This is a genomic window from Candidatus Binatota bacterium (assembly GCA_012960245.1).
Lineage (GTDB): Bacteria > Desulfobacterota > Binatia > UBA1149 > UBA1149 > UBA1149.
In genome coordinates this window covers 42,260-67,746 of the sequence record DUBO01000044.1, presented here as the reverse complement: position 1 = coordinate 67,746, position 25,487 = coordinate 42,260, and the positions used below count along the sequence as shown (strand labels likewise).

General features: G+C 60.4%; 20 protein-coding genes. 19 read left to right on the top strand and 1 reads right to left on the bottom strand.

Features of this window, described 5'->3' with window-relative positions:
- Positions 1-90 precede the first annotated feature (90 nt).
- Positions 91-1,221 (bottom strand): LLM class flavin-dependent oxidoreductase, encoded by a 1,131-nt coding sequence (locus EYQ35_07875; GenBank protein HIF64054.1) that lies wholly within the window; start codon positions 1,219-1,221, stop codon positions 91-93.
- A gap of 14 nt (positions 1,222-1,235) precedes the next feature.
- Between EYQ35_07875 and EYQ35_07870 the strand changes: the two genes are divergently transcribed.
- From EYQ35_07870 to EYQ35_07780, 19 genes are all read left to right on the top strand, one after another.
- Positions 1,236-2,657: a hypothetical protein gene (locus EYQ35_07870; protein ID HIF64053.1), complete on the top strand. Its 1,422-nt coding sequence runs from the start codon at positions 1,236-1,238 to the stop codon at positions 2,655-2,657.
- 136 nt (positions 2,658-2,793) lie between these two features.
- The gene (locus tag EYQ35_07865) at positions 2,794-4,458 is read left to right on the top strand and encodes an acyl-CoA dehydrogenase (protein ID HIF64052.1); all 1,665 of its coding nucleotides are present in this window, start codon (positions 2,794-2,796) and stop codon (positions 4,456-4,458) included.
- A gap of 212 nt (positions 4,459-4,670) precedes the next feature.
- The gene (locus EYQ35_07860) at positions 4,671-5,060 is read left to right on the top strand and encodes a hypothetical protein (protein HIF64051.1); all 390 of its coding nucleotides are present in this window, start codon (positions 4,671-4,673) and stop codon (positions 5,058-5,060) included.
- A gap of 113 nt (positions 5,061-5,173) precedes the next feature.
- On the top strand, positions 5,174-6,598 hold the full coding sequence (locus tag EYQ35_07855) for a sigma-54-dependent Fis family transcriptional regulator (protein ID HIF64050.1): 1,425 nt from the start codon (positions 5,174-5,176) through the stop codon (positions 6,596-6,598).
- Positions 6,599-6,847: 249 nt separating this feature from the next.
- Positions 6,848-8,680 carry a LysM peptidoglycan-binding domain-containing protein gene (locus EYQ35_07850; GenBank protein ID HIF64049.1) on the top strand — a complete coding sequence of 611 codons (1,833 nt, stop codon included), beginning with the start codon at positions 6,848-6,850 and terminating at the stop codon, positions 8,678-8,680.
- A gap of 304 nt (positions 8,681-8,984) precedes the next feature.
- The gene (locus EYQ35_07845; protein ID HIF64048.1) at positions 8,985-9,695 is read left to right on the top strand and encodes a hypothetical protein; all 711 of its coding nucleotides are present in this window, start codon (positions 8,985-8,987) and stop codon (positions 9,693-9,695) included.
- A 16-nt stretch (positions 9,696-9,711) separates the two neighbouring features.
- Positions 9,712-11,181 carry a hypothetical protein gene (locus tag EYQ35_07840; GenBank protein HIF64047.1) on the top strand — a complete coding sequence of 490 codons (1,470 nt, stop codon included), beginning with the start codon at positions 9,712-9,714 and terminating at the stop codon, positions 11,179-11,181.
- Positions 11,178-11,903, top strand: a complete 726-nt coding sequence (locus EYQ35_07835; protein HIF64046.1) for a tyrosine-protein kinase family protein — start codon at positions 11,178-11,180, stop codon at positions 11,901-11,903. Before EYQ35_07840 ends, EYQ35_07835 begins: the two co-directional genes overlap by 4 nt.
- Positions 11,904-11,922: 19 nt before the next feature.
- Positions 11,923-13,467, top strand: coding sequence for an O-antigen ligase family protein (locus EYQ35_07830; protein ID HIF64045.1), 1,545 nt, complete (start codon positions 11,923-11,925; stop codon positions 13,465-13,467).
- 8 nt (positions 13,468-13,475) lie between these two features.
- Positions 13,476-14,801, top strand: a complete 1,326-nt coding sequence (locus tag EYQ35_07825) for a colanic acid biosynthesis glycosyltransferase WcaL (protein ID HIF64044.1) — start codon at positions 13,476-13,478, stop codon at positions 14,799-14,801.
- Between the two features lie 11 nt (positions 14,802-14,812).
- Positions 14,813-15,970 (top strand): DegT/DnrJ/EryC1/StrS aminotransferase family protein, encoded by a 1,158-nt coding sequence (locus EYQ35_07820; GenBank protein ID HIF64043.1) that lies wholly within the window; start codon positions 14,813-14,815, stop codon positions 15,968-15,970.
- Positions 15,967-17,388 (top strand): hypothetical protein, encoded by a 1,422-nt coding sequence (locus EYQ35_07815; protein HIF64042.1) that lies wholly within the window; start codon positions 15,967-15,969, stop codon positions 17,386-17,388. Before EYQ35_07820 ends, EYQ35_07815 begins: the two co-directional genes overlap by 4 nt.
- The gene (locus EYQ35_07810; GenBank protein ID HIF64041.1) at positions 17,385-18,482 is read left to right on the top strand and encodes an SDR family oxidoreductase; all 1,098 of its coding nucleotides are present in this window, start codon (positions 17,385-17,387) and stop codon (positions 18,480-18,482) included. The genes EYQ35_07815 and EYQ35_07810 overlap by 4 nt, the downstream gene beginning before the upstream one ends.
- 75 nt (positions 18,483-18,557) lie before the next feature.
- Positions 18,558-19,604: a Gfo/Idh/MocA family oxidoreductase gene (locus EYQ35_07805; protein HIF64040.1), complete on the top strand. Its 1,047-nt coding sequence runs from the start codon at positions 18,558-18,560 to the stop codon at positions 19,602-19,604.
- The gene (locus tag EYQ35_07800; GenBank protein HIF64039.1) at positions 19,562-20,581 is read left to right on the top strand and encodes an NAD-dependent epimerase/dehydratase family protein; all 1,020 of its coding nucleotides are present in this window, start codon (positions 19,562-19,564) and stop codon (positions 20,579-20,581) included. The genes EYQ35_07805 and EYQ35_07800 overlap by 43 nt, the downstream gene beginning before the upstream one ends.
- Positions 20,578-21,822 (top strand): glycosyltransferase family 1 protein, encoded by a 1,245-nt coding sequence (locus tag EYQ35_07795; GenBank protein ID HIF64038.1) that lies wholly within the window; start codon positions 20,578-20,580, stop codon positions 21,820-21,822. Before EYQ35_07800 ends, EYQ35_07795 begins: the two co-directional genes overlap by 4 nt.
- A gap of 14 nt (positions 21,823-21,836) precedes the next feature.
- Positions 21,837-22,943, top strand: coding sequence for a hypothetical protein (locus EYQ35_07790; protein ID HIF64037.1), 1,107 nt, complete (start codon positions 21,837-21,839; stop codon positions 22,941-22,943).
- A complete protein-coding gene (locus EYQ35_07785; protein HIF64036.1) occupies positions 22,936-24,288 on the top strand; it encodes a flippase in 1,353 nt (450 codons plus the stop codon). Before EYQ35_07790 ends, EYQ35_07785 begins: the two co-directional genes overlap by 8 nt.
- A gap of 50 nt (positions 24,289-24,338) precedes the next feature.
- Positions 24,339-25,460 (top strand): glycosyltransferase, encoded by a 1,122-nt coding sequence (locus EYQ35_07780; protein HIF64035.1) that lies wholly within the window; start codon positions 24,339-24,341, stop codon positions 25,458-25,460.
- Positions 25,461-25,487: the final 27 nt, after the last annotated feature.

Genomic DNA, 25,487 nt, shown 5'->3' with positions numbered 1-25,487 from the left:
ATTCTCCAATCGTGTCGGGTTCAGCCCTGTTGCCGAGCCCGCTATGCAGGTGTGGATAGCACGAACCCAAAAGGTTTCAAGCAGGCTGCATTACATTCTGCGCAGTTTGCGGAAAAGGCTGCCCAGTCGCCAGAGATCAGCCGCGCCGCCCCCGGTAAAAACCGACGCCACGTTGCTGACCACGAGGTGGCGGGCACCGGCTTCAACGAGCGGCGCGAGTTCGTCGCGCACTTCGGCCGGACTACCGGCGTAGAGCGAGTTGAGTAACAATTCCGGTGTCATGGTGGCCGCTGCACGATCGACGTCTTCTTTTGTTACTCGCGAAGGTACGATGTCGTAAAATCCCCTGTGGCCGTCACCCAGGGGGTGTTTCAGGCCCTGTTCCTCCCATGCCGTGGACGGGGCGATGAGCACCAACGCCGCCGCCACGCGGCTTTTCATGGCGAGCTCGAGCACGGCCTCGCGGCTTTCTCCCAACGCCACCACCACCATCTGGCAGGCGACGAAGTTCTCCATGTCGCGGCCGTGTTCGTCTGCGGACCGCTTGATAGCAGCGAGGCTCTCGCGGTACTCGGCTGGCGTCATCTTGAGGGTTGGCAGCCAGCCGTCGCCGAAGCGACCCACCAGGCCCAGCATTCGCGGCGCGTGGGCGGCGATCCAGATGCGGGGAGGGCGGTCCTTGTAGAGGGGCAGGTTGAAGACCGCGTCCTTGAGTTGCCAGAAGCGACCGTCGTAGGTAACGGGCTCGCCCTTGCTGCTCCACATCTTGGTGATGATGGTGAGCGCTTCTTCGAGTCGCGATACCTGCAAGCGGAAGTCCATGCCATAGGGCTCCACGTTTTCGCGTTCGCCGTTGCCTATGCCGAGTATGGCGTGTCCCTTGGATATGTGATCCAGGGTGGCAAAAGACTGCGCCAGCGATACCGGGTGGCGCCTGAAAGGCTCGGTTACGGCAGTGCCCAGGTCGACGCCGGGTATTCTCAACGCGGTCGTAGCCAGGATCTGCATGGGATCGAGAAAAGCGTCGCTCGAATGGACGATGGCTGCCGCGGGAGTGTGTTCTTCGGACCAGACGTGTCCAGGCAGCCAGCCCATGAAGTGGTCGGGCAGCCACAGCGATTCGGCGCCGAAAATTCTCGCCAGCCGCAGCCCCAGTCTGCCCAGCCATAAGGGATGCAGACATCCATCCTGGTAGCCTACCGTGACCCGCTCGTTGCCCATAGGGGTTTTCTTTCATGCGCTGTCTTGTGCTGCAAGGAGGCGGGCCACATTCGGCGAGCGGAGGCAGGGCCATTACGACCAGCGGCCGGGGCTGGTACAATGCGGCGATGACCCGCGCAGGCAAGGCCGTTTCGCTGCTCACTGTCTCACTGTTGGTGGGCTGCACCTCACCCCCGCCTGCAGACAATGTGCTCTTCGTGTCATTCGACACCTCGCGGGCCGACCATTTTACGGCTTACGGTTACCGCGCCCAGACCACCCCGACCGTGACCGCACTGGCCCAGCGGGGCGTTCTCTTCGAGAGGGCTTACTCGCACGTGCCCTCGACCCTTCCGTCGCACAGCTCCATGTTTACCGGCCTGTTGCCCCCGTCTCACGGGGTGCGTTGCAATGGTAAGTACCGCCTCGCCGACGAGAGGCTCACGCTGGCCGAGATCCTGGCAGCGGATGGCTTTGACACCGCTGCGGTCATTGGCGCTTTTCCGCTGGCGGCTCGTTTTGGTCTGGCCCAGGGTTTTGATCACTACGATGACGACTTCAGCTCGTCGGCTCTCACGGCGCGCTATCGGCACGGGGTGGCCGATTCTTCTGGTAGCTGGATAGGTCACGACTTTGCCGATTTTGAGCGTGGCGGTGACGAGGTGACCGACAGGGCGCTTGGTTGGCTGGGCGACCGCGACGAGCGTTGGTTTCTCTTCGTGCACTACTTCGACGCGCACTGGCCCTATGCTGCGCCGGTGGAGTACGCGGGGCGGTTCTCTTCCCCCTACGATGCCGAGCTCGCGTTTGCCGACAACGAGTTGTCGCGCTTGCTGGCGGCCGTGCAGAAGATGCCGGGACGCACTCTGGTGGTTTTTACCTCTGACCATGGCGAGGGACTGGGCGACCACGGTGAGGCGTTACACAATCGCTACCTCTACGACTCTACCCAGCATGTGCCCCTGGTGATGGCCCTGGAGGGGGCCTTGCCGGCGGGTGCCGTGGTGGCCCAGGCGGTGGGTCACGTTGACCTGCTGCCCTCGGTGCTCGAATTGCTGGGTGTGGCTGTTCCCTCCGGCCTCGACGGCCGCTCGTTGCTGCCACTGGCCAGGGGCGAGCCGCAGGAGCCGCGCCCAGTCTACATGGAAACCCTGGTACCTACGTTGGAACGACCAATGGGTATAGAGCTGCGCGCGGTTGTGGACGGAGGGTTCAAATTCATAGAAACCCGTCGACAGCGGGGCGGGGGGCGCACGGTCACCGGTGAGCTTTACGACCTTGGCGCCGATCCGGCCGAGCTCACAGATATGCGCTACGCCCACGAAGATACTGCTGCGCGCCTGCGCGGTGTTCTTGGGCGCGCAAGCGGCGAACTCGAAAAAAACGCGGTCGCACCCGAGCCCCTGCCGATGGACGAAGGCACCCGGCAGCGTCTCAAGGCCCTGGGCTACCTGTAGGAGTCTGCGCGCAGCCGGCTCGAGGCGCCGCTTGCTCCGGGACACGGGCCGCCCGGCCTGTTTTTGACTGCCGAACTGTTGCGCCGTATGTTGCCGGGTTCTTGGATTTTATAAGCGGACAAGTGGAGCTACCCAGATGACGGATACTGATTACAGATCGATTTCTATCGACGAAATAGACGGCCTCAACGACACGATATCTTCGGTTGTTGATGCCGCCATAGCTTCGGCTTCGGAGTCCACCGACGGCGGACGCAAAATCGATGATCAGCAGGTGCTCACCGAGCGCATAGCTTACGTTGCAACGGAACTCGCGGCTTGCAAGGCGCTGGCCGCTTACAGCAGGCAGGCAGGTGAAGCAGGGGCAGCCAACGCTGTGATGCTCGACCAGGCCGGGGTTTTCAGCGCAGGCGTGGCGGCTTCTCTGTTGGGAGAACTGGCCCTTGCAGGGCCGGACTACGGGCTGCCCGATGGCTTGTTTGAACAGACCATCGGGTCGGATGCGACGCGCGCATTGCTCTGCGATTTTGCCGACGAAAAACGGGTGCGGGCCATAGGCAGGTCGGTCGCCGAATCCCGGGGCATCAATAACGGCTGGTTGGCCGACGAAGACGCGGTTATGGTACGCGATTCGGTGCGGGCTTTTGCCGACCAGGAAGTCGAGGGTCTGGCCGAGCACGTCCATCGTGACGACGCCCTGGTGCCGGATTCCTTGATAAGCAAGATGGCCGAGATGGGCTACTTCGGCATGTCGGTACCCGAAGAGTACGGCGGACTCGGCATGGGTAACCTCGCCATGATCATGACTACCGAGGAGCTGTCGCGGGTGTCGCTGGCGGCGGCTGGCAGCTTGATTACTCGCCCCGAAATTCTCACCAAGGCCTTACTTCAGGGCGGAACCGAAGAACAGAAGACGGCCTGGCTGTCGCGCGTGGCCAGCGGCGAAGTCATGGTTGGCATCTCGGTCACCGAACCCGACGTAGGTTCTGACGTGGCGTCGGTCGCTTGCAAGGCCGAAGCCGCCGACCAGGACGGACGCAAGGGCTACCTCATCAACGGCGCCAAGGCCTGGTGCACTTTTGCGGGGCGAGCAGACGTGCTGGCGGTGCTGCTGCGAACGAGCAGCGATATGTCGGCCGGGGCTAAGGGACTGTCGCTGTTCATGGTCGAAAAAGATCGTTTCGACGGGCACGAGTTTACAATGAAGCAACCGGGCGGAGGTAGCCTCTCGGGCAAGGCCGATCGCACGCCGGGTTACAGGGGCATGCACTCGTTCACGCTGGCTTTTGAAGACTACTTCGTGCCGGCAGAAAACCTGGTCGGCGAGGAGAAAGGCCTCGACCGTGGGTTTTACCTGCAGATGAACGGCTTTGCGGCAGGAAGACTACAGACCGGCGGCCGCGCCACCGGACTGGGCCAGGCCTGTCTTGAGGCGGCAGCGGGTTACGCCTGCGACCGCAGCCAGTTCTCGCGGCCGATCATCGATTTTCAGCTCACGCAATACAAGCTCGGACTTATGTCCTCCAGGTTGCAGGGAGCGCGGCAGCTGACTTACCACGCGGCCCTCGAGTTCGACAAGGACGAGTCAGCTTCGCTCGTGCCGGCCATGGCCAAGCTGTTGGCCTGCGACGTGGCGGTTGCTGTCAGCCAGGAGGCCCAGCTGCTGCACGGTGGCTGGGGCTACGCCGAGGAGTACCCGATTTCGCGCTACGTTGTCGACGCCCAGGTGCTACCCATCTTCGAGGGCGTCAAGCCCATACTTGAACTCAAGGTCATCGGCCGGCAACTGCTGGCCGCCTGATCGCAGGTCTTTTTTTGCGCACGCGATCGGCCCGGGTCCGGTTCGCGCGTTCATTGCTGTGCGCCGAGCCTGCGCCAGCGTTCAAGTTCGTGCGCTGATAGCGCGCGGTTTCCGCGTTTACCCCGGTAAACAGCCCCTTTTATCCGGCAGCTCCTTCTGGCCGCGACCTTGCAATGCTGCAAGGCGAATACGCAATCCTGGGAGGAAAGGGAATGAACACGACTTGTAACGAGCAACAGGCAGCAGTAGCCACCGCGGGCAAAGAGTTAGACGGCGAGAGGCTCAGCGGCCAGATTTTTCACTACGGCGGGGGACCGGAGCCCGACGAGTTCAACAAGCACATCGAGTGGACGCCTGAGCAGGCGCTCATGCTCGCTATTCTCGAGGATGCAATTGCCTGCTTTCGCCTTGAGCTCCGACGCCCCCGGCAGAACCCGGAGATACTGGCACGGCAGGCCGAATTCTGGATCAAGACCAACGATTGGAACTCACCCTTTTCTTTCAACAACGTTTGCGAAGGCCTGGGCCTGGGATCGGTCGCTACACGGCAGCGGATACTAGCGGCAGATGAAGCCGACAGTTACGTCGGCCTCGATTCCTGAGACGAGAAAGAGGTTGCGCGACTGCAACTGGGGCGCGTAGCGTTATTGCAGACCTGCAATAGTTGTGGCCGCGGCGTCGCGGATAACTGAACGAGAGCCCGGGGTAAGAAAGAATGGAAAATGCGAGAATACTGGTCGTTGACGACGATCCCTTGATCTGTCGACAGATGGAAGACCTTTTCAGGGAGCGAAATGCCACCGTGGAGTGCGCGGGGACTGCTCGCGAGGCGCTGGAATTACTCGAAGACTCGGCGTTTTCACTGGCCCTGGTCGACTTGAAAATGCCGGGCAGCGACGGCTTGAGCCTCACGACCGAAGTTGGCGAGCGCTGGCCGGATATGCCGGTGATCATCGTCACTGGCTACGCCTCTATAAAGGGTGCTGTCGAAGCCATGCGGCACGGCGCCGAAGATTACATCACCAAGCCTTTTGAGCGCGAAGACATACTTCTTGCTGCCGAAAAGGTCATGGAGAAGCGCAAGCTGATCGACGAGATCAGCTACCTGCGTGGTCAGCTGAGCGAACGTTTTTCGTTTGCCAACATGATCAGTCGCAACCCGGTCATGCACGAACTCTTCGAGACCGTAGAGTCTCTTGCTCACAACGATGCTACGGTTCTCATATCTGGAGAATCGGGTACGGGTAAGGAACTCATAGCCAGGGCGATCCACTACCAGGGTCGCCGCAAAGAAGGCCGTTTCGTGGCTATCAACTGCGCGGCTTTTCCCGAAACCCTGCTCGAGAGCGAGCTCTTTGGTTACGAAAGGGGAGCCTTCACGGGCGCGGTGGCCGACCGTGTGGGCAAGGTAGAACTGTCCAGCGGGGGCACCTTATTTCTCGACGAGGTCGAGAGCATCTCGCTGGCCATGCAGCTCAAGCTGCTGCGAGTGCTGGAGCAGAGGGAGATCGAAAAACTCGGCGGAAATCGGCTGTTGAAGGTAGATCTTCGGGTAATAACGGCAACCAATCAGAACCTCGACCAGATGGTTGAGCGCGGCGAAATGCGCGAAGATTTTTTCTACCGCATAAACGTGGTGCCGGTTGACCTGCCTCCACTCAGGGACAGGATCGAGGACGTGCCCCTGCTCGTGGCTGACCTGTTGAAATCAAACCCGATAGCCGTGGAACGGCATATCAAGAGCACCTCGAACAAGACGCTTCGTGAACTGATGAGTTACCACTGGCCAGGCAACATCCGTGAACTGAGAAACGTGGTTGAGCGGGCCATTATCAAGTGCAGGGGGACGGCCTTGTCGGAGATTGAAATTCCCTCAACCGCCCCGGGTAAACTCCGCGGTATGGGTGGGCAGGCGGCGAGCGGAACCCTTCGCTTACCGCTCAAAGAGTACCTCCGGCGCGCTGAAAAAGAGTACCTGGAGTCCCTTCTGTCGCGTAACGCGGGAGCCATAGCGGTCAGCGCGGGACACGCGATGATCGACGCGGCCACCTTGCACCGCAAGATGAAATCCCACGGTTTACGTCGCGAGGAGTTCCGGGAGTCGGGTAACTACCCGCCTGGCCGTGCAGGCCTGCAATGATCTCTTGATTTCGCAAGGCTCGCCCCACCCACAGGGGGGGAGGGCTTTTCGCGTCCCGTCCAGTAAAATCCTTGGAAAGACGCGTAAACACTGGGTATTTCTGGAATACCCACTCGGGGGGTAACTCCTACCCAACAGGGGGGGGCATGGCACGGCGGTTGCTCATTTGCTCACTGCGATGGAGTCCCGTCCGAGCTCGGAGCCAGGCAGGCACCGAACGGGTAGCGAGCATCGCGGAGGCAGCAGGCTATGTACGCTCATTTTTACAGATTGTCGGAAGACCCCTTCAACCTGACACCCGACCCGCGTTTTCATTACGTCAACCCGACTACACGGGAGGCATTGGCGTCAGTGCTGTACGGGATACGCGCGCGCAAGGGCTGCATCTCACTGGTGGGCGAGGCCGGTACTGGTAAAACCACGCTGCTCAAACGCGTCGCCGAAGAGCTACAGGACGAGAGCACGGTGGTGTTTATATTTAATCCCGGCGTCAGTTTTGATGAACTGCTCGAGTACATCTGCATGGAACTCGGTCTTGACGTTGAGGGCTGCGCCAGGCTCGGGATGCTCGACAGGTTAAACGGTTTTCTCCTTGAATCCCTGGTCGAGGGTCGCAACGTGGTCGTGCTCATAGACGAAGCCCAGACCTTGCCCAACGCCGTGCTCGAGGGCCTGAGGTTGCTCACCAACCTTGAAACATCCAAGGAAAAAACGCTGCAGATAGTTCTATCGGGACAGCCCGAACTCGAAGATAAACTCAGGGATCCCTCGCTGCGGCAGCTGCAGCAGCGCATCGGTACTCGAGCGAGGCTGGAGCCCTTGAGCCAGAGCGAAATCAGCGCTTACGTGACCACGCGCCTGAGGGGCGCGGGTGGCAAAGAGGTCGGCGTGTTCAGTTCTACGGCGCTCCGCTTGGTGTGGATGGCCTCGGCAGGGATACCCCGCCTGGTGAACGTGGTGTGTGACAACGCCCTGCTCATAGCTTTTGCCGCCGGACGCAAGCGGGTCGGGTGCAGGCTGATGAACGAAGCGGTGCGCGATGTGGAGGGCTCCACCGGGCTTGGCTCCTGGGCGGCGATCGCCCGCATGCGCTGCGCTATGGGCCAAAAGGGCCGTCGTGTAGCGTTTGCGGCCGTGGCCGCTTCGTTGGTAGTGGGCTTCGCCTGGGCAAACGTGGCCGGGCAGGCGGCAGAAGGTCCCGCTTACCCCGTATTGGCCGACACCGGGCAGGAGAGGGCGCTTGCTGTCCCCCCAGTCCCTGCGGTCGAGGCGCTCTCTTTTGTCGCCGAGAAAAGCTTTCCCTCGGCGGCTGCAGTTGTCAGCCGGGTCGAGGAAGTGGACACGCGATCCGTTGTTACGGCGAGCGAAACCGCGGAGCTGCCCGTATTGACCGGCAGTATCCTGGCAAGCCCCTCGCCTGAGGCGCTCGGCGCTGAAGCAGCCGCTACCGCGTTCGCCAGCAAGCCCAGCGAGGAACGCCTCGATGGTGTTTCTGCCAGCACGCGGCTCGCAGCGATACTCGCCAGGTCAACCGCCGCGAGACTCTACGATACCAGTCGCCCGGCAAACCCGGCCTTGCACATAACTGCGGGCGCAGGTGTAGCTGCGGGTAGGGATGTGGTGGTCAAAAACGGCGATACGATCTGGGACATCGCCGAGGCGGCTTACGGAAACACTCTTCCGGCAACGCTGGATCGTATTTTTGAAGCCAACCCTGAGCTGGGTAACCCCAGGAAGCTGGCGGTTGGCGGTACCCTGTTCCTGCCTTTCAACGACGCGCGGGCAATGGTCAGCACCGGCAAGCCCGGCAGCTGGCAGGTACTGTTGGTGGCGAGCGTTAGTTTGGAACGCCTTGACGGTATGCGCGATCTCGTGACGAGCCAGAAGGCAGGGGTGTCCTTGAAGACTCGCAGGTTGGAAGACGGACGCGGACTGGGTCTGTTCGCGGTCGGCTTCGGCGATCGCGATTCGGCGCTTCGCGTGGCCGATCTCGTTGTTAACTCAGCGGTACACGAAGCAAGCCTCGAGCCCGCGGGCCAGCTGGCCACTGATGTTTCGCCCGCCTCGATACCCGGGGCTTGAGTGACGCGGCAGTGCGGAAACGCCCAGCCTTGCGTTTATGCAATGACGCAGAGTCGGGGCCGAGCCTCCGGCAACGAATAAAGGCAGTTTAATCGATGAAGCTCCATAATCACAAAAACCCACCCGGGCGGGGTGCCCGAGCGGCCAGATGGGTGGGAATCCCCCCCCGGTCGGGGGAAGAAAGGTCCCCGCAGATGGGGGATATCGTGGCATTATATTTGCTCCCCCTGGGGAGAGAAATCTCGCCCCGGATGCCGCTCCATGCGGTCTGCCGGGGCAATGACTACAGAACGGAAAGAACACTATGATGACGATAATCAGAACTTTAATCCTGGTAACGGCGGTTGTGCTTTCGGGCTGCTCGGCAGCCATGGAATTAACAAAAGGCCCATTTATCCCCTCGGAGGCCCTGGCGGCCGACGGGAGTACGCTGCCGTACAGCGTGGTGGTGGGCGACGTGATCGATATCAAGTTTCCTTTCCACCCGGAGCTGGACACCGTGGCCACCGTCAGGAGTGATGGCCACGTTGGCGTGCCTTCCCTCGGGGAGTTCAGGGCGGCCGGCCTGACGACCTGGGACTTGAGCAGGGACCTGCTGAGCAGGGCGTCGGTGACCTACCGTGAACCCACTGTGAGCGTGGTGATCCGTGAGATGGCGGTCAGGCGCGTCTACGTGGGTGGCGAAGTCGGGGATCCCGGCTATGTGTCACTGAGGCCCGGTATGACTTCCTTCAGGGCCATAGTTGAGCGCGGCGGGCTCAAGCGCACGGCCAAGGTTGACAGCGTGCTGCTTGTTCGCTGGAAGGGGCCCGGTGCTTACGAAGCCGACAGGCTCGACCTTGAAGCAATGATAAAAGACGGAGATGCCAGCGCCGATGCGCTGCTGGGACCCAATGACGTGGTGTTCGTGCCCCGTACCTGGATCGCCAACGCCAACAATTGGGTTGATCAGTACATTCGCGGACTGATACCCATCAGGGAGCCGAGCACGCGGCTTCCGAACATAGGAAACTAGGAGAGGACGAAGTTCGATGGAAGCAAGATCCGGATATCTGCTGCGCCAGGCGACTGGGGCCGTTTTCAAACACCGACGCCTTGTAGTGTTGCTCTTTTTGCTGGTCTTCGTGCCCAGCAACCTGGGTAACCTGCTCAAGGCTCCGACTTACAGCGCGTCGGCCAAGATTCTCATAGGCAAGGACCGCGTCTATCCCGAGGTCTCGCCCATGGATCGCAAGGAAGAAGTTTCCAGTCTTCCCAACGATTCGTTGGTGAATTCGGAGATGCAGGTTCTCAGGAGCCGTGAACTGCTGCGCAGGTTGCACTTCGATCTGGCCGCGGCGATGGCCGGCGATGGCGAGGCTGACCCCGACGTTCCTTCCATAGAGGACTTGCAGGTTTCCTTGAGGGTGGTGCGCAAGGCTGACTCCAACGTGGTCGAGGTTTCGTACCGAAGTTCTTCCGAGGAGGCGGCGGTACTGGTGGTCAACTCGCTGGTCAGGCTTTATGTCGACTACTCCATAGAGCTGCACAGCTCGAGGGGCGCGGCCGAGTTTTTTGAACGAGAGCTCCTAATGGCCCGTGCCTCCCTGGGGATCATGGACAAGGAACTTGAGGATTTTGACAAGGAACACGGCCTCACTGCGGTGGCGACACAAAAGGATGCGCTCATCCGCCAGCAGGCCCAGGTTGAGGCAGACCTGCGGAGGACCGAGGCTTCGATCGCCGAGACGGGGACGAGGATCGTAGCGCTGGAGGCAGAGCTTGAGTACGTACCGGAGAGCGGTACCTCCGAGGTGGACATGGTGCCCAACCCGCTGGTTGGCTTCCTGCGCCAGAACCTTTCGCGCCTTGAGATTGAAAGAGGACGGTTGTTGCAGCTCTACACTCCCGAGCATCGCTTGCTCATGGACGTGGACAGGGAGATAGCGGCGCTCGCGGCCCAGGTGGAGATCCAGGAGAAGACCATTGTCGGTCGCAAGAAAATCTCCGCTTCGAGTATTCGCCGGCGTATCGAGGAGTCCTTGTTGGATTCCCAGGCGGAGATCGGGGCACTGGAGTCGCGCAGGGTACTTCTCGCCGAGAAACTCGGCGGCTACGGAGTACGCATTGCCACGATGCACGAGCAGCACTACGAAGTGATGAGAATGCGCCGTAACAGGCAGGAGAAGAAGGACGCTTACCGCGGTCTTCTGCAGAAGTTTGACCAACTGCGCGTTTCGAGCGCGATGGACCAGGCGGGTATTTCGGGCGTGAGCATCATCGAGGCAGCGGGTCTTCCCCTGCAGAAGGTGCCCGACTTCAAGGTCGTTACCTTGGTGCTGTCGTTGTTTGCCGCCCTGCTGATAAGCGTTGGTTCGGCGGTGGCGATGGAGCTGTTGACCCCGGTGATGAATAGCGCCGCCGATGTGCGCTACAACCTCGGGGTTCCCGTTATAGCGGAGCTGGCGGAAGACGAGTACGGTGAAAGCGGTGCGAGTGGAACGGGAGCGAGAAAATCATGAGCAGAACTTACGAAGCACTGAAGAGAGCCGAGAACCTCAGGTCGGGAGCTGCCGGGACCGGGCGGCGGGACGTCGCTGCACCCGGGATCGCCACGGCCACGGCCGATGAGGATTTCGAACTGCGGCAGGCCATGGCCAGTGTCAACATCGGCGGCGAAGTAAAAACCGTCGTGGTTTCGAGTTCGCTGCACGGCGAGGGTGCCTCGTCGGTTGCGTGGTTGCTGGCCCGGGCGGCAGCCGCCAAGGGGAAAAACAAGGTTCTCCTTGTCGACATGAACTTCCGTACCCCTTCCTTGTGGCGCATGGCCCAGGCCGGTTCGCCCGAAGGTGTCATGAATGTTATCTCCGGCGAGAAGACCCTGGACCAGGTGATACAGGACACCGCGGAGAGCGGCGTTCGCCTGGTCACCGCCGGGACCGGCGGCGACGACGCAATTGTGCTGCTCGAGAAAGCCGACATGCCTGCCCTTGTAAAAGAGCTCGCGTCGCAGGCCGACCAGGTGTTCATCGATGTACCGCCGTTTGCGCTGTACCCGGACGCCGCCACGGTTGCCGGTGCGGTCGACGGAGTGGTCCTGGTCGTGGAGGCCGATTCGACACCCGTCGTAGTAGCTTCGAGGACTATAGAAGCCGTGCGAAAGGCCGGTGGCGAAGTCCTGGGATCGGTTCTCAACAAGCGGCGCGAGTACATACCCGTGTCTATATCCGAGCTCGTAGCCTGACCGGTAGGGCACTCGCCCGATGGCGATGATAACCCAGCAAACAATGCCCGCGGCACGCGGGGGGCAGCTCGCTGCCTACGTGGCAGCCGTCGTGGTGGCCACGGTGGCCGCTTTGGCTTTGAGAACGGGCGGCGGAATGGTCGTGCTTGGTGCCGGCTCTGCGTTGCTCGCCGGTTCTCTGGTGCTGCGCCGCCCGGTGGTGGGCATCTGCATCTACGTGGTTACTTTCCTTTTTACCTACCCCAACTTCCTGATTGCCGGAGGTAACATAACCATCAACAACGTGCTGGGGGTGGTGTTCCTTGGTATGCTGGCTATCGGTTTTATCAGGGAGCGTCCCGGTTGGCTTTTCACTGATCCGGTCATGATCGCTCTTGCTATTGCCGCGCTGATTTTTATCGTATCGGCGTTTGCCTACATGCCTCCGATTGAGGGCGCGTCGGGGGTGGTGGTCGAGAAAACGTTGCGCGTAAGGGCCGCCGACTACTCGGTGCTCATCGACATGCGTGATCCGCGCTTGAAGCTGATCACTCGCTACTTGTTTCTGGTTTTTCTTTTCTTTTTCGTGCGTACTCCCCGGGAGATCACCGCGGTAATGGCGACCGTGGTCGCGTGTCTCGTGATGACCTACTTCAGCATCAGTGCGGAGGCAGGCCCCTTCGGTTGGGGTACGGGTAGGGTCCGGGTGCTCGGTGACATCGGCACGGCGCTTTACACCGGACGCAACCCAAACAAGCTCGCCTATTTTGCACTTTTCTGCCTGTCGCTGACCTGGTACTACCGTGGCCAGGTACGGCACTGGTTTGGGCGCATCGCCTGGGTCGTGGCCGTCGTTATTCCGATCATAATTATTCCCCTTACCGCTTCGCGCAGCGGAGTGCTCAATCTCCTGCTTTTCCTGACGATTGTATCGATGGAAGGACGTTTCGGCCTCAGGCGCGTGGTGGGCATGACAGTGGCCTCGCTGGCCCTGCTGCTGCAATTTGGTTTCCAGGTGAATATGGTCGGCGCGATATTGCCCGAAGAGGTCGCGATAAGGCTGACCCAGTTTCGAGCTAGGCCCGAGGCTCTTGCCGAGGGTCAGATCGCGCGTGGATCGTTCGAAAAACGCGGTCAGAACCTCGTATCGAGCCTGGTCATGATTCCCCGGCACCCAGTTTTCGGCGTGGGCCTGGGCAATTTCTCAACCGAGCGTGCTGCCGTAGACCCCTACGGAGAGGCCGCGCCTCCTCACAATTCTTATCTCTGGGCGACGGTAGAGGGGGGGCTGGTAGTCCTTATCCTGTACCTCTACATTTTCATAAACCTTTTCAGGAGGTTACGGGTGCTGCGGCGCGAGTACGCCGAGGGCGCCTATGCTCCAGTGGGTATGAAGTGGGCTGTCGATGCCATGCACACCTCGCTTATCGGTTTCGTGGTATTCTGCCTGTTCGCGGACATGTGGGTGAATATCGTTTTCTACATCATCGTTGGCTTGTGCCTGAGTCTTATCAGGCTGCACGAGCACTACCGTGAAACGGGAACGGTCCTCGGTGGCCAGCCAACGGTTGCCTTGGCTACCTGATCAAAGTTATGCGCCGCCTGGCCTACCTCTTTCCGGCGTTTCCGGTCCTACACCAGACCTTTACCGTGGGTGAGGTGCTCGGGCTGAAGCGACGTGGCTATGATCTGCGCCTGGTTTCCCTGAAGCCAAGAAGCAAGGGCCAGCAACAGCCCGAAGCTCTTCCGCTGATTGAAGAGACTGCTTACTGCCCGCGAATCCTTGCGCCGGCTATGCTCGCAGCAACCCTGCGGGCATTAACTTCCCGCCCCTTCAAGGCGCTGGGCCTGGTCGGCTATGTGTTCACGGCCTGGAGAGATGTGCCAGAGCGCGTCGCGGGCGACCGCGGGGGTGTAAGCACTATGGGGCTTCAAGAACGCGCAGACGCGTTCTTGAAGAGCAACGACCTGCTCTACCTGCTGCGTTCTTTTGCCATGTTGCCCTACGCTTTCTACCTCGCCGAGCTTTTCGAGAGAGAGGGCATAGAACACGTACACGCGCACTGGGCCACCTATCCCACCACGGTGGCCATGCTCGTACGCAGGTGGAGCGGGATTCCTTACAGCTTCACGGCCCACGCCTACGACATCCACGTGGTGGCCAGGCTGCTACCGGAAAAGATCAGGTCGGCTGAGTTCGTGGTTACCTGCGCGAGGGTGAACGCAAACTACCTCGCGTCGACGGTAGACCGGGATGAGTCCGACAAGATCCACGTGAACTACCACGGCGCGGACCTCGAACGTTTCAGCCTGGCCAGGAAGGAAGAGCACGAGGTCTTCAGGGTGATGACCTGCGGCAGCCTCGAAGAATACAAGGGAATCCACTACCTGTTCGACGCCATCGCCGTTCTGGCGCAGCGCGGCATAAGCGTGAGTTGCGACGTGGCCGGCGACGGCCCACAGCGGGCTTTTCTTGAAAAAAAAGCCACAGAACTTGGAATTTCAGCGCGTGTGACATTCCATGGCTATATTGATCACAACCGATTATCAGGGCTCTACAGGGCTGCTGATATTTTTGCCCTTCCCAGTATCGTGCTCGGGCGCTACGGTAAGCAGGACGTAATTCCCAATGTACTGGCAGAGGCGATGGCCACGGGCCTTCCGGTTATCGGATCCAATATATCGGGTGTGCCCGAGCTCATCGATGACGGTGTAGACGGGATCCTCGTTGAGCAACGAGACAGCGAGGGGTTGGCTGATGCCATAGCCCGCCTGCACGGGGACGCAGACCTGGCCCTGCGCATTGGTTCGGCGGCGCGAATGAAAGTGGAAGATATCTGGGACAGGGAGAAAAACCTCGTTGAACTGGGGGCTATTATCAACAGCTATCTGCGGTCCGGCGAGGCGGGCGGATTGTGAGCGACAGCAGGCTGAAAGAATTTCTTCCTTTCCATCGCCCGTACCTCGGGGACGAGGAGATCGCCGAGGTGGTGGATACCCTGAAGTCCGGGTGGCTTACCATGGGGCCGAAGACCGTGCGTTTCGAAGAGAAATTTGCACAGGCGGTCGGGGTTCGCCACGCCGTCGCGGTCTCTTCGTGTACGGCAGCGCTTCATATAGCCATGGTGGCCGGTGAGGTCGGAGAGGGCGACGAAGTCATAACCAGCCCCTATACCTTTCCCTCGACCATCTCGACTATTCTCCAGGCTGGCGCCAGGCCGGTTCTCGTGGACACTTTGGAGGATTCTCCCAACATAAATCCAGCGCTCGTGGCTCGGAGCTGCAATGATGCCACGCGGGTCATCCTGCCCATACACATCGCCGGTGTGCCCTGCGACATGGCCGCGATCAGCGAGCTTGCCGAGAACTGCGGTGCCTGGGTGCTGCAAGATGCGGCTCACGCCCTGGGCACCGAGTACCGGGGTGTCCCGGTTGGTGGCCTAGGCCGGGTATCGGCGTACAGTCTCTACGCTGGCAAGAACATTACCACCGGGGAGGGAGGCGTGCTGGCTACCGACGATGAGGAGCTGGCCGACGCGGCGCGCATGATCCGGCTTCACGGTATCTCGCGGGACGCGTGGAAACGCTATTCGGCCGAGGGGAGCTGGTACTACGAAGTTTCGCGGCAGGGCTTCAAGTACAACATGACCGACATCAACGCGGCCATAGGCATTCACCAGCTCGACCGACTGCAGGGGTTCCAGGAAAGGCGTGTTGAATTGGCGAGGCTCTACACCGAGCTGCTCGAAGGTCTACCGGGCATCAAGACGCCGGCGCCCTGTACCGATGGCGTGTCGGCGTGGCACCTGTATATTATGAGGCTCAAGCCCGCAGAACTGCGCTGTTCGCGGAACGATTTCATCGACATGCTCAAGGCCGACAACATAGGTACCAGTGTCCATTTCATTCCTGCCCACTACCACCCGTGGTTCCAGGAACGGCTCGGTCTCGGCCGCGACAGTTTCAAGAATGCCTCGAATCTGTTCGAGACCTCTATCTCGTTGCCGTTCTTCCCGACGATGACTGACGATGACGTGGCCGCGGTGGCCAATAGTGTCAGGAGAATAGCAGGGGAGCAGCGGGCATGAAGAACGCCGCGTCCATAGGAAAACGGGCAGTGGACCTTCTCTTCTGTCTGCCTGGACTGCTGATGGTGTCGCCGCTGTTGCTGCTGATCGCCTTGTTCATAAAACTCGATACCCGTGGCCCCGTTTTTTTTCGCCAGGAGCGTAGTGGCAGGAACGGCCAGCCCTTCAGGATTTTTAAGTTCAGGACGATGGTCCTGGGAGCGTATCGCAGTGGCGCAAGGCTGACCGTTAAGCGAGATCCCCGCGTTACCCGGGTGGGGCATGTTCTGCGCTGGACGAAGTTGGACGAGCTGCCGCAACTAATCAATGTCTTCGTGGGGAACATGTCGCTCGTCGGCCCGCGCCCTGAAGACCCCTACTTCGTAAACTTCTACTCGAGCGAACAACGCGGCGTACTCGAGGTGAAGCCGGGCATGATAGGGCCCAGCCAGATGGACGGGCGTGACGAGACCGACGAATACCCCGAGGGTACCGTCGATACCGAGTCCTACTACATCGAACATCTGCTGCCGGGCAAACTGCAGCGCGACCTTGAGTATGTGCGCAATTTTTCGGTTGCTGGTGATATCGGTTTTCTCCTAATCGGGGTATTCAAGCTCGCGTTGAACCAGTTTAAGGCGGGGTTTTTCGCTCGTAACCGCGGACGTATTTACATGGCGTTGGGCGACCTGCTGCTGGTGATCCTGGCATATGTCTTCGCCAACCTGTTGAAGATGGACTGGCAGCTCGAAGGTCGGTCGGTGCCTATCATGTCGATTACCCTGCTGTGGATCACGCTGTTGCGGCCACCGGTCTTTGTCTATTTCGGCCTCTACCAGCGGGCGGTGAAGAGGTTTTCCCGTCGTGACTTCGCGGCCATCATAAAGGCGGTCAGCGTGGGCTCAGCGCTCATCGTGGCTGCCGATTATTTTTCGGGTTTTCGCGCGCATTCGCGGGCCATTTTTCTGATAGACTGGATGCTGGTCGTTTTTATGTTGACGATCAGTCGTTATCTCATGCAGGCCTTTCGGGCCGGCGGTGCTGCTGACGGCTGGACCGGGCCGATGGCCAACGTTCTCGTTGCTGGATCGGGGCACGGCGCGGACAACATACTGCGGGCGTTGCTTGAAGATCCGGAGTCACGTTATATCCCCATGGGAATAATAGACCACGAGCCCGATAGCTGGGGCGGTCTCATACATGGGGTCAGGGTCATTGGCGGCGCGTCCGACATGGCCATGGCCGCGAGCACTCACCAGATTAAGCTGGTACTGGTTTCGTTGGCCGACCTCAGTCCGACCGAGGTACGCGATGTTACAGAGGCCTGCAAGGCGATAGGAATTCCTTACCGGTTGTTGCCGGCGCTTTCTGGGCTGCTCGAACAGATGGATACTGGCATCCTTGATGCTATTACTGCGGTACGGGAGAGAGAAGCGTGACCGAAAGCAATGCTGGTGGGGGGGGAGTTTTGAGCCCCGGGGATATGGTCCTGGTAACCGGTGGAGCCGGTTACGTGGGGAGTCACCTGGTAAGGATGCTGCTAGCCAAGGGCTACAGGGTTCGCGTGCTTGACTGTTTTCTTTACGGTGACGCGGGGCTCAAGGAGTGCTACTCGAACCCGCGCCTGGAAGTTCTTCGCGGTGATATATGCAATATCCGCGACCTGATTCGGTGTATGAACGGCGTGCGCGCGGTCATTGCCCTGGCTGCCCTGGTCGGTGACGGTGCCTGCGATCTGGATCACGAAGAGACCTTGGCAATCAACGTGGAGTCGACCAAGCTTCTGAGCCAGGTGGTTCGCCTGGCCCCCGAGGTCAAGCGGGTCGTGTTTGCTTCGTCGTGCAGCGTGTACGGGGCCAACGAGGGATTGGTTCTCAACGAGGGGTCGGTTTTGAACCCGGTTTCGTTCTACGCCCGTAGCCGAATCGTTTCGGAAGGAATACTCAACGCCGAACTCGAAGATTGCTCAGTGGTGACGCTGAGGCTTGGTACCGTCTTTGGTACCTCGCCGAGGATGAGGCTGGACCTGATGGTCAACACCATGACAGCGCGGGCGCTTTCGGGTGGCAAGGTAACCGTGATGGGCGGCGAAGCGTGGCGGCCCCACGTGCACGTGCAGGATGTGGCAAGAGCTTTTCTTACGGCTGCAGAAGCCCCGCCCGAAGAAGTGTCGGGAGAGATCTTCAACGTTGGAGGTAACTCCCAGAATCACACCGTCGGCGAGACCGCCGACATCGTAGCCGCGTCACTCCCTGACCTGGGCATCGTGGTGGAGCACGTAGCCGCGGTCGATGACCTGCGGAGTTACCAGGTCAGTTTTGACAAGATCGAGTACGTCTTGAAATTCAAACCCAAGTTCTCGGTGCAACAGGGCGTTGAACAGCTGCGGGGCTTGCTCTCGGGAGGGGCTCTTCAAGTCGACGACCCGGTTTACTCCAATCTCGTTTATCTCAGGCAGTACGGTTTCGGCGGTAAACGTGTAGACCTCGAAGGCGAGGACGAAGGTAGCAAGGAGATCGCCGAGTCGGGATAGCAGGTTTCTACCGTTGGCCACCTCGGCAACGGTGAACGGTCCGCTGAGCGGGCTGAAATACCCTCGAAAAATTCAATGGAGAGATCGCCCAGCACCAGGGTCGGCTTGGTAGGAGCCGGCATCATCTCGGGTGTGCACGTACCCTACATTCGCAAAGCCGGTGCCGACGTTGTCGCGATCGCCGATGCCAATCTTGGTGCCGCCAATGATCTAGCCGATCGTTTTGACGTGCAGAGAACATACGCCGATGCGGGTTCGATGCTCGCGGCGGAAGAACTTGATGTAGTGCACGTCTTGACGCCGCCGCACACCCACGCCGATGTCGCGGTAATCGCGCTGGAGGCCGGTGTACACGTGGTCGTGGAAAAGCCAGCCGCTGTATCGGTAGAAGAAGTTGACCGCATGGTCGCCGCCGCCGACAAGGCTGGTCGAATGCTTTGCGTTGATCACAATCGGCTGTTCGACCCCGTTATGCTCGAAGCCCGACGGCTCGTTGCAGACGGTGTGCTCGGTGATCTCGTGGGCGTGGAGAGCTACCAGGCTGGTCACGCGAGCGAACGAGCCTGGTTATCTCAGCTCACGGGTGGGGGCCTGGGCGACCTGCTTCCACACCCGCTGTACCTTCAACTGGCTTTCCTCGGGCCGGTCGATGAACTCCAGGCCTGGGCCTTTGATCGCAGGGATGAAAAAGGACCGCGCGAGCTCCGGGTGCTGATGAAATCAGGAGACGTGAGTGGGGCGTTGACCATTTCGATGAATGCCCACCCGCAGAGCAACACGCTCAGGCTTTACGGAACGCGCATGACCGTGGACGTGAACCTGAACAACATGACGATTATCAGGCGTGTCGTTCGCAATGTACCAAAGCTGATTGGTAAGTCTCTACCCAATCTCGAAGAGGCTTGGCAGCTGTTTTCACAGACGGGGCGCAGCACGGTCGAATTTCTGACTGGAAAAACCAGGTTCTATCCCGGTATGGGAAATCTCCTGGCTCGTTTTTATTTCGCCGTGAACGAGGGTGGTGAGTCGCCGGTGAGCGTGGATGAAGCCCGCGCGGTGGTCGATGTCACGCAGCAGATCTGGGCGGCGATAGCCAAAGACGGCGACGGGGCTGGCCGGTGAAAGTCTTCGTTACCGGTGCGACGGGTTTTCTCGGGGGCCGCGTTGTCAGCCGACTCTGTGAAGCCGGCCACGAAGTAGCTGCGCTGGTGCGCGTCGGTTCTGACGGTACGGAACTCGAACGGCTGGGCGCGACCGTTGTTGTTGGTGAACTCGAGGACGTTGACGGGTTCGCCGCTTCATTGCAGGGATGTGGAGCTGTGATTCACGCTGGCGCATACGTGCAGACCAGCGGCGACTGGAGCGTTTTTCACAACAGCAATGTGCTGGGCACTCACCGGCTGATAGAAGCCTCGCTGGCCGCAGGTGCCCGGCGTTTCGTGCACGTGAGTTCGCTCGGAATATTTGACCTTGGCCGGGGACGCTCTGAAATCGAGGTCGACGAAGATCAAGCCTACGATCACAAGCCACTGTTGAGGGGACACTACACCCGCTCAAAAATCCATGCCGATCGCGCAGCGATGGCCGCGCTCAAGTCCGGTGCTCCTGTTGTAGTTGTCAGGCCCGGGGTGCTCTACGGACCCGGGCGCCCGCTGTTCAGGGGCCGTGTAAACAAGCGCCTGGGGCCCCTGCTGGTGGTTGTCAGTCGCTCATCTTACCCGGTACCTATCTGTTACGTAGAAAACGCCGCTGACGCACTGGTCCTCGCGGCCACGACCCCCGGGGTGGACGGACAGGTGTTTAATCTCGTCGACGATAGCTCGCTCCGGCAGCGAGAGTACTTCAGCCTGCTGGCAGCGGCCGAGTCGTCCGGGGCGAAGGTGGTGTACCTGCCGCCGGCATTGCTGCTACCAGCGATAAGAGCCGTGGCCTTTCTGTTCAAGCTGCTCAAGCGTCGGCAATGGACACCCGCCTACCAGTTTGAGAGATCCGCCCGGAACGTGCGTTACTCGAGCACGCGGGCTTGCGAGATCCTCGGCTGGTCACCCGCTGTTGCCGCCGACGAGGCACTGCGTCGATCGGTGGACGCGGAAAAATGAAAGTCCTTTTTCTCGAGGCTTCATCCGGGCACGTGGTCGGTGGGTCTCTGACCGGGATGGTCCATCTCATCAGGGGACTGGACCGTTCCCGCTACGAACCGGTAGTTGTCCTTTACGAGGACAAGGAAGTAGTCGAGGAACTCCAACAGCTGGGAGTACGCGTCATCGTTTTCAACAAGCGACGCTTGCCCCGGGACCACGGCTTGCACACAAACCCCAGCTACCGCCGGGTCAAGTCTGTTTCGGCGGTCGCTTCGGCCATGCAGGTCGTGCGCCGAGCCGGCGACTTCGCCTTGGAAACCTTGCCCACAGCCTTGAGGTTGTCACGGGTGCTTTTGGCCGAAAAACCGGACCTCGTTCACGTCTGCAATGGCTACAGGGCCAACCTTGATGCTATCGTGGCCGCGCGGCTGTGTCGTATCCCCTGCGTGGTGCACAGCAAGGGCTTTGACAAGCACTCGTTCGTAGAGCGCGGCCTGGCTGGCGGTGTCGCAGCGTCGATCTGCATGACCGAGGCCATTAAGAGTCACTGCGTGTCGCAGGGAATACGCCCCCCGTCCTATCACGTGATTTACGACGGCCTTGATCTTGAACGCTTCAAGCCGGAGAAACCTGTCGGCGAAATAAGGCGCGAACTCGGTATAGGAGAGGGCGGCAGGCTGGTCGTGGTGGTAGGCAACCTCCAGGAGTGGAAGGGGCAGGTAGTGGTGCTCGAGGCGCTGCTTCTTCTCAAAGACAGGATTCCGGCTTTGACCATTGCCTTGGTCGGGGGAGTGCACAGGAGTGGGCACGACTACGCGGAGCGCTGTCGGCGTTTCGTGGAAGAGCACGAGCTATCCTCGAGGGTTATTTTTACCGGTGCGCGTGGCGATGTACCCGACGTGATGGCTTCGGCCGACGTGGTCGTTCATAGCTCGGTGCGCGGCGAGCCTTTTGGTCGCGTGATAATCGAAGCCATGGCCGTCGGAACGCCGGTGGTCGCCACGAGGGCAGGGGGGGTACCCGAGTTCGTGCACCATGAAAAGGATGGGCTCCTGGTCGAGCCTGGCGACCCCGCGGCACTGGCCGACGCCCTTTTGTCAATACTCGAGAACGGCGAACTCGCGCAAACACTGGCCCTCGGCGGACGGGCTAACGCGGAGCTTTTTTCGCTGCAACGGCACGTAGATAGCATTTGCGCTATTTATGACGGCGTGATCGACCGCTATCATGGTAGCCCGGGGCGCGGCGTCCGGGCCTGAATCGGGCCTGTTAAATGTTGAATCAGCAAGGTGAAGCACTGCGCTTGGCGCTGCACGGGGTGCGGCTGGACCTCTACAGCGACTCGGTACTTTTCCGTGACTACGCCTCCTCCGTTTTTAAAAGCCTACTGGTAGAAGACTCCAGCCCACCCGACCTGCTGTCGCGCCTGACCTGGTGTGAGGGAAAACCGCCGCGTTCTCCGCGCGAGGTCTTCGGCCTTGGAGACTGGGAACGGCAGCCCGACCGGGATTTATACCTGAAGGGTGGCCAGGCTTGGTGGATGCGCATCGACGACTTTGCCAACCTCAAGCTGCATGTCGACGCGGCGGATACACCGACCTCGCTGGAAGGTAAATATTATTTTCGCCTGGGTGACCGGAAGGGGGTGGAGTGGCTGCGTCGGCTTCGCTACCGGCGACGTCTTGATGCCCTGATGTCGCATCGCTTCAGCACCTTGGCCTACTATCTATTTTACCACCCTGTGCTTTGGCAGTTGAGTCGCCAGGAAGGCTGGCATGTTCTACACGGGGGAGCGGTGCGCACCCCGGCGGGCACGGCCTTGCTCACGGGTATGCCCGGCTGCGGCAAGTCTACCCTGGCGGTGTCCATGCTTGGTGTGGACGGGTCGGCGATGCTTTCGGACAACCTGCTGCTCTACAATGCTTCGCAGGTGCTCGCCTGCCCCGAGAGGGTATTACTCGATTCGCACAGCCTGGCCCTGGCCGGGGCCGGGGCTGAAAAGTTGGTAGCAACTGGAGAGGGGCGTGTTTTTGCACGGGAGGGCTACGTGCCCGCAGAGATCGAAATGAACCCCTGCGATCCGGCTGCTGTTTTTTCCGTAGAAAGGGGCAGTCGCACTTTGCTCGAAAGAATTGACGCGTCGGCCTGCGTAGAACGTATGTTCTCCGGCAATACCATGGCCCAGGAAGTGCGCCGCATCGGTATTATGGGCGAGGTGCTCGATCTCGCGGCCGAAACATCGGCGCCCGACGCCCGCGCCGATGCTGAACAGCTGGCATCACGGGTGCCGTGTTTCAGGTTGCAGATCGGGCCGGAGGAGAAGCTGGAGGAGCTCGTAACGGAGCTTGTGGTTCCCGCTATGGAGCAGCGGGGTGGCTGACACCCCGCCGACCAACAAAGAACCGGCCTGGACGGGGGGAAGCCTGACCCGCGACGTCACGGGTACCTTCGGCACACGAATACTGACCATGGCCGTGGGCATGTTCACCGGCATGGTGACTGCCCGTATGCTCGGGCCCGAGCATCGAGGGATATTCGCGCTCGTCGCGCTGTTTCCCGCCAGCGTGGTAACCCTGGCCAAGTTCGGGCAGGCCCAGGCGACCGTGTATTTTATCCGTCGCGAGAAGGAAGACGTTGGCCAGGTGGTAGCCAACGTTCTTTATCTGGCGCTTAGTAGTTCCGTGGTGCTGGTGGCCGCGATCATAATTTTCAGGGAGCAGTTGCTGGGCACCATACTCAGGGGTGCCTCGAGTTGGAGTCTTGCCGTTGTCCTGCCGCTGGTGCCCGTGCTGCTCATGGAGAGCTACCTGTACTCGGCCTTGCAGGCCACCGACCGGTTCAAGGTGTATAACACAAGGCTATTGGCCGAATCGTTGATCACGCTGGTGGCCATGACCGTGGTGCTGGTGGGCTTCGAGGCAGGCTTGCCTGGAGCACTGGCTGTCGTCATCACGGTGAGAATGTTCATGGGAGCCTGGGTGTTATGGTCCGTCAACAAGGAGACACCTATCGCGCGCGGATTCGACCCCGGTCTTTTTCGCCGGATGTTTCGTTACGGCATTAAGTCCCACGTGCAGATCATCGCTTCCCATTTTCACTTCAAGGCCGACATCTACATGGTCGCGTATTTTTTGAACCCGGCGCAAGTGGCTTTCTACTCAATAGCTGCTCGTCTTGCCGAGCACTTGATGTACATTCCGCAGTCGTTGGGCATGGCAATGTTTCCGCGCCTCGCGGGGAGCAGTGAAGAGGAAGCCCACCGGATGACAGCCATGGCTTGCCGGCAGATCCTGGTTATATCGGGCCTGGCGGCCGCTGTGCTCGCCCTGAGCGGCCGGTGGTTTATAACATTGTGGTACGGCAGTGATTTCGCACCCGCGGCGATCCCACTTCCGTGGATCTGCTCTGGGATAGTCATGATGTCTCTGTACGTGTTGCTGTCGCGAAATTTCACGAGTCGCAACCGGCAGCAGGTCAATATCGTGGCGGCGTACATAGCCCTGGCCGGGAACCTGGGGCTGAACCTGTTGCTCATTCCGTCGCGCGGCATCGCTGGTGCCGCCATGGCCACCACGTTGTCGTATACCGTGGCCGCCGTACTGTTGCTGGTATTCTTTCTTCGGGAATCGGGATTGGGTTTGTCAGAAGTCCTGGTTTTACGTCGGAGCGACATCGCATCGTGGCGTCGGGCCCTGGTTGAGCTCCGAGGGCGAAGCCACGGTTAGCGCGGCCCGCGTCTGGTAGAATAAGACCGTCCGGGCGAGAGCCTGACCCCATGAGTAGCAGCCGTCCAGTTCCAATCGCCTACGTTGTCGCTTCGATGCATACAGGTGGCACGCAAACCCACCTGCTACAGGTTCTTAGGTTGCTCGACCGCGGTCGCTTTGCGCCTCACGTGTTTGCGCTCAGGGACGAGGGGGATCTCCTGTCCCGGGTCGCTGCTCTGGATGTTCCGGTGACTACACTGGGAATGAGCGGTGGGCTTGGTCGCCTTGTCGACTGGCAGGGCGCGCGTCGGCTGGTGGGGGAGCTGAAGGCACTCGGGCCCAGCCTCGTGCACGGCTACTTGCTGAGGGGCAATTTTTTTGCAGCGGTTTGTGGTCGCTTGGCTGGTGTCAAGTGGGTGGTTACCAGTCGCCGAGGTTTGCACGAGCCGTCGGGTCTGTCTGAGTGGGCCGCGGTCAGTGTGTCCAACTCACTCGCCAACCTGGTCACGGGCAATTCACCGGCAGTGCTCGAGTTCACCGAGAGGGTGGAGGGCGTGAAGCGGGATAAAATGGTAATGATTCCCAGCGGGATAGACCTGCGTCGATTTCAGGTGGCGGCGGAGTCCACAGACCGGCAGGCTGACGGCCCGGTGCTGGCCGTGGTGATGCAGTTCAAGCCACGCAAGGGATACCCGGTTCTGCTCGACGTGATCTCGGTATTGGCAACGGAGTTTCCCGGCCTGCGCGTCAGGGTGGCGGGAGAACGTGAGCTCGCCGGCGAGGCCGCCGAACTGGCCCATGCGCGTGGCGTGGCTGACAGGATCGAGCCCTGCGGCGTCGTGGATGATATGCCCGCTTTTTTTGCGGAGGCGGACGTGTTCCTGCTTCCCTCGGAAACAGAGGGAATGTCCAACGCATTGCTCGAAGCAATGGCGATGCAGATGCCCGTAGTATCGACCGCAGTCGGTGGAGCGCCTATAATGATCGACCATGGTATATCGGGTTACCTCGTGGAGTATGGCGACGTGCAGGGTACTGCTAGCCTTTTGAGGGCGATTTTTAACGATCGGTCGCTGGGCGCCGAGATGGGGCGCAAAGCTCGTGAAAGGGTCGAGCAGCGCTTTTCTGCCGAATCGATGGTGCGGCAGATGGAAGGCATGTACGAAGCCCTGATCGCGAAAGGCGCGTAGACAGCTGAGGCCTCAAGGGGCCAATGG